Origin of the sequence: Rhizobium indicum (assembly GCF_005862305.2) — a bacterium.
Lineage (GTDB): Bacteria > Pseudomonadota > Alphaproteobacteria > Rhizobiales > Rhizobiaceae > Rhizobium > Rhizobium indicum.
Map to the genome: position 1 here is coordinate 4,452,344 of NZ_CP054021.1, position 10,892 is coordinate 4,463,235.

The 10,892-nt window shown below is 59.8% G+C and carries 10 protein-coding genes and 1 pseudogene; 6 read left to right on the forward strand and 5 right to left on the reverse strand.

The annotated features are described in order from the left end of the window. Nucleotides 1-37: 37 nt before the first annotated feature. The 3 genes from FFM53_RS21575 to FFM53_RS21585 all read right to left on the reverse strand — a co-directional run bounded on the left by FFM53_RS21575 (nucleotide 38) and on the right by FFM53_RS21585 (nucleotide 3,944). Nucleotides 38-1,363: a DUF2442 domain-containing protein gene (locus FFM53_RS21575; RefSeq protein ID WP_138387161.1), complete on the reverse strand. Its 1,326-nt coding sequence runs from the start codon at nucleotides 1,361-1,363 to the stop codon at nucleotides 38-40. Beyond that, nucleotides 1,364-3,340 (reverse strand): AAA family ATPase, encoded by a 1,977-nt coding sequence (locus FFM53_RS21580; RefSeq protein WP_138387162.1) that lies wholly within the window; start codon nucleotides 3,338-3,340, stop codon nucleotides 1,364-1,366. It lies immediately after the preceding gene. A 241-nt stretch (nucleotides 3,341-3,581) separates the two neighbouring features. Further along, complete coding sequence (locus FFM53_RS21585) at nucleotides 3,582-3,944, reverse strand: hypothetical protein (protein WP_138387163.1); 363 nt, start codon at nucleotides 3,942-3,944, stop codon at nucleotides 3,582-3,584. 119 nt (nucleotides 3,945-4,063) lie between these two features. Here FFM53_RS21585 and FFM53_RS21590 point away from each other — a divergent pair, with 119 nt between their 5' ends. Next, nucleotides 4,064-4,621, forward strand: a complete 558-nt coding sequence (locus tag FFM53_RS21590) for a helix-turn-helix transcriptional regulator (protein ID WP_138387164.1) — start codon at nucleotides 4,064-4,066, stop codon at nucleotides 4,619-4,621. 21 nt (nucleotides 4,622-4,642) lie between these two features. On the opposite strand, the gene FFM53_RS21595 is transcribed toward FFM53_RS21590, so the two are convergent. Then, on the reverse strand, nucleotides 4,643-5,215 hold the full coding sequence (locus tag FFM53_RS21595) for a hypothetical protein (protein WP_138387165.1): 573 nt from the start codon (nucleotides 5,213-5,215) through the stop codon (nucleotides 4,643-4,645). A 322-nt stretch (nucleotides 5,216-5,537) separates the two neighbouring features. On the opposite strand from FFM53_RS21595, the pseudogene thyA reads away from it, so the two are divergent. The 5 genes and pseudogenes from thyA to FFM53_RS21620 all read left to right on the forward strand — a co-directional run. Beyond that, nucleotides 5,538-5,816 (forward strand): annotated as a pseudogene (thyA, locus tag FFM53_RS21600) (thymidylate synthase); the annotation flags it as partial. A gap of 13 nt (nucleotides 5,817-5,829) precedes the next feature. Continuing rightward, on the forward strand, nucleotides 5,830-6,348 hold the full coding sequence (locus FFM53_RS21605) for a dihydrofolate reductase (protein ID WP_138387166.1): 519 nt from the start codon (nucleotides 5,830-5,832) through the stop codon (nucleotides 6,346-6,348). Between the two features lie 148 nt (nucleotides 6,349-6,496). Further along, entirely contained in the window at nucleotides 6,497-7,579 is a 1,083-nt protein-coding gene (hflK, locus tag FFM53_RS21610; RefSeq protein ID WP_138330553.1) for an FtsH protease activity modulator HflK, read from the forward strand. 3 nt (nucleotides 7,580-7,582) lie between these two features. Further along, nucleotides 7,583-8,548, forward strand: a complete 966-nt coding sequence (gene hflC, locus FFM53_RS21615; protein WP_129419962.1) for a protease modulator HflC — start codon at nucleotides 7,583-7,585, stop codon at nucleotides 8,546-8,548. Nucleotides 8,549-8,750: 202 nt separating this feature from the next. Then, on the forward strand, nucleotides 8,751-10,478 hold the full coding sequence (locus FFM53_RS21620; protein WP_138387167.1) for a DegQ family serine endoprotease: 1,728 nt from the start codon (nucleotides 8,751-8,753) through the stop codon (nucleotides 10,476-10,478). A gap of 248 nt (nucleotides 10,479-10,726) precedes the next feature. On the opposite strand, the gene FFM53_RS21625 is transcribed toward FFM53_RS21620, so the two are convergent. Beyond that, nucleotides 10,727-10,882, reverse strand: a complete 156-nt coding sequence (locus FFM53_RS21625) for a hypothetical protein (RefSeq protein WP_173883621.1) — start codon at nucleotides 10,880-10,882, stop codon at nucleotides 10,727-10,729. Between the last annotated feature and the right edge of the window lie 10 nt (nucleotides 10,883-10,892).

Here is a 10,892-nt window from a genome sequence, read left to right on the forward strand (position 1 = left end):
GCGGCAGAAAAAAAGAGAACTCGGTCTAGCGAGTGGATCAGAGGGCCAGGAGTGGCTGGCTTGGGTAGAGCCAACCCATGACCGCCTTTCTCATCGAACTCGCCAACTCATCGTGGTGAATCTCTAATGCGGATTTCGCCTCGTCAGCGGAGAGCCAACCGTCACTCAAGCGCCATCGGCGATAGAACAAGACATCGAGACGATGGCGTCGGAAATCTTCTGCCATGCTCCGCAGATCGCTGGGCTTTTCTGGCGGCATCGCTTCGGCATCGGGAGGTAGGTCAGACTTATCGGAGTGCTCACCATTCGGCGTCTGAACCACCCAAGTCTCCTCATCCGCGGCGGTGACAATCGCGTCTATCTGAGAGCGGATGTCGTCCGGCACGTTCGCGGCGGCGTCGAAAGCCGCCGTGATAAATCTGGCATCGCTCGCGAAATGGAGGTTCAACGTCGACGGATTGTACCGCCAGAGGACTGTTTCAGCAGCTTTCGTCCAAGACCCCGCTTGCACAAGTCCGAGAGCCTCCAGAACCGAGTATGCGTTGACCGTGGCGCACGCCGGGCCGGCCCCGTTGGCAGCGGCGATGTTGGCTACTGGCACGCTATCGGGGTCGTCCGCCTTCAGCGACAGAACGCGTCTGTCCAACTTTCGGAATCGCAGTTCGCCGTTCTGGTCGGCCACGTAGATGACCGCGGTCGAGATATCGTCCCACCTTGGCGGCGGCTCGGGACGTTCGGGAAATCGCCGCGGCTTGGCTCCCCCGACAAATTCGTGCGCCTGTCCCATCGCAACAAGCGCCGCACACCCGACCTCATAGGCGGTTATGTGGTAATGTTGCCAACCTATCTCGTCCTTGTAAGGTAATCCGTACGACAAATATACGGCAACTGCCCGAGCCCAGGCGGCGAAATCGTTTGCGTGCTTTTTGTTGTGCAGCTCCATGGCACGCGTCGCAGACTCCGCCATGAAACTCGGCGTGCCGTATATTCCGGTGATCATCAGCCCAATCTCGTGATCGACATCGAGGCTCTCCCAGTGGAGACCCGTCTCGCCAAGCAGTTCGACTTCGGCGAGGTGAGCCTCGGATGCCTCGACTAATCCCTCAAGGGATCGTCCGGGGACCGTGAAGGTCGAGCCGTTCTCGAACTCGACGACGATCCGGCCTGTCGACTGATCGTAGTAGGCACCCTTTGGAGTCGGGTGTTTCAGTCGCCAATATGCGTCGCGTGCGCTCCCGGCCATAATACGGCGTCCCAGCGGGTCAAAGCCGATTTCGTCCAGACCCAACCCAAGCGACCTCTCCCGGTCGGGTTCCGTTTTGATGCGATGATAGCGCCGCCTTCCCCGCCCCTTGCTCGCCATCTACCCCCCCGCGCTGCGACGAGGCAGCTTCGCAAGGCTGACCGTCGGCATCCGGTACCGTCGTACGATCTCGGCGACTTCCTCGCCGGACAACGTTCGCCTTCCCATCAAACGCTCGACGATGGCGTCGAGGGTGGCTCGACGGGCTTGAACGATGGACTTCACGCGGCCGAACTCGTTCTGTAAGACGTCGTGAACACGCCTCCGGAACTCTGGGTGATAGGCTCGCAACCGCTCGAGCTGCTCCTGGGAACCTTCGACGAGGAGCGTGTGCCCCATCCCAAGAGCGCCCTCAAGCATGGTAGCAAGCTCCGTCGCCCTGTTGAGGTCCGCGTCTTCAGAGCCCGAAGCGCCGTCGGCAAACCGACCGAAAACTTCCATTTCAGCGGCGATCCCGGCGAGGCAAACCGCGATTGCGTTCAAATACTCGGTCCGCGTCTTTGGTCGAGCATCTATTTGGCCGTACCGCACGTAGCCTAATTGGCCGGATTTGCCTTCGATCCGGTATTGGGAAATCTTGACCTCCATCACCTCTCCGTGGCCGATTTCAATAGATACCAGGGCATGACCTGCTTCATGGACAGCGAGAGCGCGAACGATTTCTTCCGAAAGCTCTGTCAACGTTCTCAGTTGGGCAATGATGTGGGTTCCCGAAAGAACCTCGACACGGCGTCGCGCTGCCCGTCTGGCGTCACGAGCGAGTTGTTCAATATCAGCACCCGAAAAACCCTCAGTGGCCATGCCGAACATCTCGGCTTGTGAGTGATCAAGCTCAATGCCGCTGTGGAATTTCAGAATCGACAGTCGGGAATGCTTGTCGGGCAAGGTGATTTGGTAATGGCGGTCCAGCCGTCCCGCACGCCGGATTGCCGGATCGAGGCTGTCCGGGTGGTTACATGCCGCGACGACCACCACACCTTCCCGACCATGAAAACCGTCGAGGAGCTCGAGAAAACCGGAGATCGCGGCCGTCATGTAGGCTCTGTTGTGATCACGGATGTTCCGGCTGCCAAAGGCGTCGACCTCGTCCACGAACAAAATCGCCGGCGCTTTCGATTTGGCTTCTTCGAAAGCCTTACGCATGGCTTGCAAAAAGTCGTCAAGCGAACCCGCGCTTTGCCAAGTAGAAAAAGACCCGGCGACAATGGATACGCCACAGCTGATTTGTAGCGCACGCATGAACGTCGTCTTTCCGGTTCCTGTCGGACCAGAAAGCAAGACCCCATCGTCCACATCCGCCCATTCGATGCGGCCCGATCGGTAATCTTCGATGTCCCGGGCGAGATTATTCCCCCACTCCACCACCGGTCCGTACCCGTGCATGTCCGCGAGCGTCGGAACGGCGACCTTGGCCACCGACGCAACGGTCGGCGTGCCGGGTCGCGGATACTGCCTCAACCTTTGCAATGCGAGCGCAGGCGACCGACCTTCCTGGAAGGCCTTGTCCAGGCGAGACCACGGATCAGACAGTAGCAGCTCGACGTCCCTGTTGCTAATCGGCATTCCGAAGCGTTTGAGAGCCGCCTCCACATGCCGTCTGCTTCTCAACGGAACGTCCACCACCGCGTCACCAAAGAGTTTTGCCTCGTCATCCAACTCCTTCTTGGGCTCTCTAAGGAAGATTGCCTGCTCTTTCCTCAGGACTTCAAACTGGTCGCGATTGGAGTAGCGACCGCCCCAATCGGAGACGAACGGTGGCGTTCCCACCTTGTAGTTCCCGATCCCATTTAGAAAGACCCGAGCCGCCGCAGTGTAGACGGGAATGCATCCTTCCTCCGACAGGCAGAGGATCAAATTGAACTTCGCGTTCTTCCTGTTCCACGGCCGGGCTGCCGCAGCGATCCCGCAAAAGGCGATATAGATCGGAAGGGTCATGAAGTTCTCGTCGTCAGGTAGACTGAGCTTCCACGGTGGGCGCGGCTTGCTGTTGGACGGCGGCATCGACTTTACGATCTCAAGAAATTCCACGATATCCATCAATGCAAGTCCTCTGGTGGGCCAGCTTTCTCCCGGAGCCGTTCACGCCAACATTCACAGCCAGTGACGGTGGACTTAGCGGTATTCCTGTTCCACGGCCGCGGCTTGGCGAGGCTCCCGGTGAAAACCGGCATGGTCATGACTACACCGTCGACCGGGTTGCCGGATTTCTGCGTTGCGCGTGGTTTGCCGCCGAGGGGGCTCGTCGCTTTTGTGTCGTCCTCAGTTAGCAAGTCCGGGATCAAATCGTGTCCTCCAGCGGGTAGGAAGCCCGGCGCAGCCGCTCGCCCCAGTATCCTGGCTCGACGCGGGTGCCGAGACGGTACCAGCGGCTCAACGTCCGCGCGATTCCGCGGTTCGGGTCGAAGTAGAATAGTTCGCTTGAGAACGCTGGTCTGCCGTCTGAGATCAGGGGGTGTCCCAACGGACGACCGATAAGGCATGGAACGACACGCTTCCCCAGGGTCCAGCTGTTGAACGCCGCACTCGGCGCGTCGGCGTCGGCGCAATGATTGATGTCCGCCAGATCGTCTGCGAGCCGTCGCAGTTTTCCGACCAATAAAGGGTGGGGCCTTCCCAGCCATTCGGGAACTGACTCGTTCATTTGTTTGTCCTCAGAATCGATTGTCGTCATATTTTTTACATTTGATTCCAAATTTGGTCGTCAATGTCAAATGAAAGACGCCATTTGACATTCGTGTTTTCCCCCGGTTCTTCGAATTTATGAAGTTCTACGCTCCTCCCGATGCACTACGGGCGGCCCGCGCATTGTCGCGGCTGTCGCAGCAGGAGCTATCCAAGAACATCCAGGTTAGCCGTCAAAGCATTTCTGCCGCAGAGAACGACGCATCTGCTCCGTTCCCGACGGTGTCAAAAATGCGAGGGTTCTACGAGGACAGAGGGCTGCAGTTCGTGGGTGTGATTGATATCGATACCGGAGCGATCAATGCCGCCGGGGTGTGTTGGCGGCTCCCCGAGAGGTTCCCACCACCTCAGGCTGAGGCGTCAAAATATCACACCGAGCCGCATGGCACGGCGTTCGTGGCTGCAAGGAGCCTTTTAGGCGCGAGTAGAGCGGATGTCGCTAGCAACTCAAACATTGGACTCAAGGATTTAGCAGCTCTTGAGGCGGGAAGCACATATTCGGGCGACGAGTACCAGCGCTTGCGGGCCTACTATATTGAGGCAGGCATCGAATTCATGGGCGCGGGGGACGTTCGCACAGGACTTTATTATGGAGTCGGTGTTCGTCGGGCCAGTTCAAATCCCACGGCTGATTGAAGTGGGTGGGATAGGTGCGCCTCAGACGATGGTGCGACCTTGCTTCTGTTTCCGAGATTCGGCTCGTGCGTCTAGGAGGCGATCCAGCGCACCAAGTTTCGCCTCTTCGATGGTGCCGTACATTCTGGGGTCGTTTCGTACGTACTCACCATCGAAACGGTTCTCTTTCCGAATGGTAACACCGAAGCCCGGACCCTTTTTCCAAATTGAGAGGTTGTAACCCCGGGCATTGATGAACGGGTTGCCAATCCTAGAGGTCTTCCACTCCCGCTTGGGCCAGTCATTTTTTATCCGCAGGTCGTCTCGGTATTCACGCTCGCGCTTTTCAGGGCCGCAGTAGTCATCCTTCTGTAGAGCCTCCGCGCACTTCAACCCAACGAGGATGACGTCAGGCACCGTGGCGTGAACCAACACGTGGGCGAAACGAACACGCGCATGCTGGCACATTTCGCAGCGTGCATCCTCAGCACCCATGTCCTTGAACGTTGAAAAGCGCCATCCCTCGCGAGGAAACGACTCGTCCTGCCATCTTCCTGTATCCATCCGGTGGACCAGTTCCGCACTGTCATCACCTTCTCTGAAGCCAGACATCATGATTCCCTCCCATGCGCCAGGCGCATGCGCCCTGAAATATTCGGTAGGATGGAAACATTGAGCGACAGCGTCAAGCCGGCGGCGGCAGGGCAAAAAGCTCGGACCTACGGCCGGGAAAAGGCTCCGTCTAGCATCAGAACCGTTGGAGTGTTATGGACGCTTCATAAGCCCCGAACCTACGGTCGGGGAAAAGCGACTAACGTCGATAAGGGTCAGCAATAGGCCAAGCTTATTTCGACGTGTAGCGATGGGGCATAGCCGAAATAAGCTTGGCTACGAGAAGTCAGAGATGATACCGAAATTGCAAAAGTACTTACATTCTGGGAAACCATTCAACATCGCTTCCTATGCGCTGCTGACGATGATGGTGGCTCAGGTGACCGGGCTGAAGCCCGGCGATTTCGTCCACACGCTCGGCGACGCCCATCTCTATCACAACCATTTCGACCAGGCGAAGCTGCAGCTGGCTCGCCGGCCGAAGCCGCTGCCGTTCATGCGCATCAAGCCTGGTGTGAAGGACATTTTCGGCTTCACCTTCGACGATTTCGAGCTGATCGGCTACGAGGCCGATGCCAGCATCAAGGCGCCGATCGCCGTCTGATCCGGGATATTCCATGGCCGACATCCGCAGGACCATTATCGCCGCCGTTGCCCGCAACGGCATTATCGGCCGCGACGGCGACATGCCGTGGCGGCTTTCGAGCGATCTCAAGCGCTTCAAGGCGATGACATTGGGAAAGCCTGTCGTGATGGGCCGCAAGACTTACGATTCGATTGGCAAGCCGCTGCCGGGACGGCTGAACGTCGTCATTTCGCGGCAAGCGGCGATAGACCATCCTGATGTCTCCATGGCCCATTCGCTGTCCGAGGCGATGGTGGCGGCCGACAGGCTGGCGCTCGAAACCGGCGTCGACGAGATCTGCATTATCGGCGGCGGGCAGGTCTATGCCCAGGCGATCGGTCTTGCCGACCGGATGTGCATCACGCATGTCGAGGCCGATCTCGACGGAGACGCGTCGTTTCCCGCGATCGATCCCGCCATCTGGCAGGCGGGGGAGGCGATCGCGGTTCCGGCCGGCGAAAAGGACAGTTATCCCACGCGTTTCATCGTCTACGAACGCCGTTACGCCTGAAAATGAACTATTTTCCAATTAAATTGACCAAGTTTCTCACGCTGCGTTGAAAGCCGATGCGGTGATACCTATAACGGTCACCAACGCGTCCACCGGTCAGCCCCCACGGTTTCGGATGTGTGGAGACTTAACGAACAACGAGGTTTTGATGCCCTGGAGCAATCAGAATGGCGGCGGCGGCCCTTGGGGCGGCGGCGGCGGTAATAATCAGGGACCATGGGGACAGGGGCCGAACCGGCCGCGCGGTGGCGGCGGCAAGGGCGGACCGCCTGATCTGGAAGATATCATCCGGCGCGGCCAGGACCAGCTGCGCAACATCATCCCCGGCGGCTTCAACGGCGGCGTGGCAGTGATCGTCGTGGCGATTGTCGCCGTCTTCTGGCTGATCCAGTGCATTTATGTCGTGCAGCCGGACGAGCGCGGCGTCGAACTGCGGTTCGGCAAGCCGAAGGACGAGATTTCCATGCCGGGCCTGCATTTCCACATGTGGCCGATGGAGACCGTGGAGACGGTCAAGGTGACCGTGCAGCAATTGAACATCGGGGCGACTTCGGCATCGTCTTCGAACGGCCTGATGCTGTCCAGCGACAAGAGCGTCATCAACGTGCAGTTCGCTGTCTTCTACACCGTCAGCGATCCCAAGGCCTATCTCTTCAACGTCGAAAATCCGGCAGAGACGCTGCAGCAGGTTTCCGACAGTGCCATGCGTGAAATCGTCGGCCGACGCCCGGCGCAGGACGCCTTCCGCAGCAATCGTCAGCCGATCGAAGTGGACGTGCTCAATATCCTGCAGGACACGATGAACCGCTATGGCGCGGGCGTGACCGTGACCGGCGTGACGATCCAGAACGTGGCGCCGCCGCGGGAAGTCGCCGATGCTTTCGAAGAAGTGCAGCGTGCCGGCCGTGACCGCGACAGCACGATCGAAGAGGCCAATCGCTACACGAACCAGAAGCTCGGCCAAGCGCGAGGCGATGCGGCCAGAATCCGTGAAGATGCAGCCGCCTACAAGGACCGTGTCGTGAAGGAGGCGGAAGGTGAAGCGCAGCGATTCACCGCGATCAACGACGAATATTCCAAGGCGCCCGACGTGACCCGCAAGCGGTTGTATCTCGAAACGATGGAGCAGGTGCTGAAGAATTCCCGGAAGGTCATTATCGACGAGAAGCAGGGCGTCCTGCCCTATCTGCCGCTCAATGAGCTCGGCAAGCCGGCGCAGCAGGGAGGTTGAGTCATGACATCGAACAGACTTCCCATCATTCTCATCATCCTCGCCATCGTGCTGGTCGGGCTTTATTCGTCCATCTTCGTGGTGAATGCACGCGAGCAGGCCATCGTCGTCCGTTTCGGCCAGATCCAGTCGGTCAAGACCGAGCCTGGTATTTATTTCAAGCTGCCCTTCGGCTTCATGGATGCCGACCGCGTTCAGCTGGTCGAAAAACAGGCGCTGAGGCTCGATCTCGACAATATTCGCGTTCAGGTTCAGGATGGCCAGACCTTCGACGTCGATGCCTTCGTGATCTATAACATCGCGGATGTTCGCCGCTTCCGAGAAACGGTATCGGGCGATCGCGAAGCCGCGGAAGCGCGGTTGAGAGCGCAGCTCGATTCATCGCTTCGCCGCGTCTACGGTCTGCGTGACTACAATGCCGCGCTCTCGGAAGAGCGTGTCGCGATGATGCTGGAGATTCGCGACGACCTGCGCACGGATGCCGAAAATCTCGGCCTGCATATAGACGACGTTCGTATCCGGCGCACCGACCTTTCGCCGGAGGTTGCGCCGAACACCTATAATGCCATGCGGTCGGAACGCCTCGCCGAGGCCGAGCGTATCCGGGCCGAGGGCAATGAGGAAGGCCAGCGGCGGCGAGCCATCGCCGACCGTCAGGTCGTCGAGTTCACCGCAGGCGCCCAGCGCGATGCGGAAATCCTTCGAGGCCAGGGCGATGCGGAACGCAACCGCGTCTTCGCCGAAGTCTTCAGCAAGGATCCAGCCTTCTTCGAGTTCTATCGCTCGATGGCGGCCTATTCCTCCGCTCTCTCGTCGCAGGACACGACGCTGGTGCTGTCGCCGAATTCGGAATTCTTCCGCTATTTCGACAATGCCGCCGGCACCCTGCAGCCGACAAATCCGGCCGCGCCAGTTCCGGGAGTTCCCGGCGCAGCTGCTCCCGCAGCACCCGCCCAGCCGGCGAACTGACGGCAGGAGAAACCAGCCCGATAATTCTGGAAGGGCCGGCGCGAGCGCCGGCCCTTTTTTCGTGGAATGATTGTGACGATCCGGCTTTTGCGAGGGCACGTCACATTGCACGGGGATTTCGCGAAAAGGTGATTTCACCCTCCATCATTCCGCCTTATGCTGATGCTCAATGTGCGCATTGCACCCCTTATGAGGAAGCTTGATGGCCCCCACGATTCGCTCGCCCTTCAGACGAACGCTCGCGCTTATGGCCAGCGCCGCAATCTTGGCGCAAGCCGGCGTGAGCGGGATTGCCTATGCGCAAACTACGCCTGAGACGACCGCACCCGGGGTTATTGCACCCGCTCCAGCTACTCCGGAAACGGCTGCTCCCGCTCCTACTCCTCCCGCAGCCGTCGCACCGCAGCAGACCGCTCCGATCCAGGCCGCCGTGCCCAACACTGGCCCGGCTTCCGTCGCCGATCTCGCCGAGGGGCTGCTCGACGCCGTGGTCAATATCTCGACCTCGCAGAAGGTGAAGGACGATGAGGGCGCGGGGCCGGCGCCGCGCGCGCCCGACGGCTCGCCTTTCCAGGAATTCTTCAATGACTTCTTTAACAAGCAGCAAGGTAACAAGGGCGGCAACCACAATGTCAGCTCGCTTGGCTCCGGCTTCGTCATCGATCCGGCCGGCTATATCGTCACCAACAATCACGTGATCGAGGGCGCCGACGATATCGAGATCAATTTTGCCAATGGTTCGAAGCTCAAGGCGAAGCTGATCGGCACCGATACGAAGACCGATCTTTCGGTGCTGAAGGTCGAGCCGAAGACGCCGCTGAAATCCGTGAAATTCGGCGACTCCAGCACGATGCGCATCGGCGACTGGGTGATGGCGATCGGCAATCCGTTCGGCTTCGGCGGTTCAGTGACGGTGGGCATCATTTCCGGGCGGGGCCGCAACATCAATGCCGGTCCCTACGACAACTTCATCCAGACGGATGCGGCGATCAACAAGGGTAATTCCGGTGGCCCACTCTTCAATATGAAGGGTGAAGTGATCGGCATCAACACGGCGATCATTTCGCCGAGCGGCGGCTCGATCGGTATCGGCTTCTCGGTGCCGTCGGAGCTTGCTTCCGGCGTCGTCGACCAGCTGCGCGAATATGGCGAGACGCGGCGCGGCTGGCTCGGCGTGCGCATCCAGCCAGTGACCGACGATATCGCCGACAGCCTCGGGCTCGACACTGCAAAGGGCGCGCTGGTTGCCGGCGTCATCAAGGGCGGCCCTGTCGACGACGGCTCGATCAAGGCGGGTGACGTCATTTTGAAATTCGACGGCAAGACCGTCAGCGAAATGCGCGACCTGCCGCGCGTCGTGGCGGAAAGCACGGTCGGCAAGGAAGTCGACGTCGTGGTGCTGCGCGACGGCAAGGAGCAGACCGTCAAGGTGAAGCTCGGCCGGCTCGAGGACAGCGATCAGGCGGCTGCATCCAACGATGCACCCGATGGCTCGCAGGACGACGGTGTGATCACTCCGGATCCGGGCGAGAACAATGACATGGACCAGCCTGACACCGGCGATCAGGCCAAGCCTGCACCTGATACACCCGACCAGCATAAGGGCCAGGTGTCGCCGGATGCGGCCACGCCGAAGAACGTGCTCGGACTGTCGCTCTCGCTGTTGAGCGCCGAGACCCGCAAGGCCTTCGGCATCGCCGAGAGCGTCGATGGCGTCGTCGTGACGGAAGTGACGCCCGGCTCCGCTTCCGCCGAAAAGGGGCTGAAGCCCGGCGACGTGATTGTCGAGGTGGCGCAGGAATTCATGAAGTCGCCGGATGCGGTCGCCGCCAAGGTGCAGGCGCTGAAACAGGAAGGCCGCCGCAACGCCCAGTTGATGATCGCATCGGCGAATGGCGATCTGCGGTTCGTCGCAGTGCCGATGGAATAAGGGAGCTAAGGCGGTAGTGAATGAGCCGCCGTGGTCTCCAACTCTCCCTCATTCCTGTGCTTGTCACAGGAATCCAGTGCGCCCAAGTCCTTGGGCTCAGAGGACTCTTCTCTCTTGGCGTAAGTCATTCACCGCGCAGACGCGCGGTGGCTGGATTCCTGTGACGAGCACAGGAATGAGGGCGGAGAGGGTGTGCCGGGCGGCCTTTCGAAAGGGGACCGTTGGCCTAGCGGTCCGGAGGTGACAGGCTATTTGGCGGGTTTACGGAGGTTGCCCTTCCGCGCGAGCCACCAGCGATCATCCCCGATTTCTGGAATGTCGCTGGTATCGATTTCCTTGTCCGGGAGAGCATCGAGCGTGCGAAGTTCGGCCAGTTGTTCCTCCGTCAAAACTCGCTTGCTCATATGTCTCCTC

Coding starts and splice junctions, on each gene's coding strand:
- FFM53_RS21595 (WP_138387165.1), bottom strand. CDS start 5,215: ATGATGTCTGGCTTCAGAGAAGGTGATGACAGTGCGGAACTGGTCCAC.
- FFM53_RS21605 (WP_138387166.1), top strand. CDS start 5,830: ATGGCCGACATCCGCAGGACCATTATCGCCGCCGTTGCCCGCAACGGC.
- FFM53_RS21590 (WP_138387164.1), top strand. CDS start 4,064: ATGAAGTTCTACGCTCCTCCCGATGCACTACGGGCGGCCCGCGCATTG.
- FFM53_RS21585 (WP_138387163.1), bottom strand. CDS start 3,944: ATGAACGAGTCAGTTCCCGAATGGCTGGGAAGGCCCCACCCTTTATTG.
- hflK (WP_138330553.1), top strand. CDS start 6,497: ATGCCCTGGAGCAATCAGAATGGCGGCGGCGGCCCTTGGGGCGGCGGC.
- FFM53_RS21620 (WP_138387167.1), top strand. CDS start 8,751: ATGGCCCCCACGATTCGCTCGCCCTTCAGACGAACGCTCGCGCTTATG.
- FFM53_RS21575 (WP_138387161.1), bottom strand. CDS start 1,363: ATGGCGAGCAAGGGGCGGGGAAGGCGGCGCTATCATCGCATCAAAACG.
- FFM53_RS21580 (WP_138387162.1), bottom strand. CDS start 3,340: ATGGATATCGTGGAATTTCTTGAGATCGTAAAGTCGATGCCGCCGTCC.
- hflC (WP_129419962.1), top strand. CDS start 7,583: ATGACATCGAACAGACTTCCCATCATTCTCATCATCCTCGCCATCGTG.
- FFM53_RS21625 (WP_173883621.1), bottom strand. CDS start 10,882: ATGAGCAAGCGAGTTTTGACGGAGGAACAACTGGCCGAACTTCGCACG.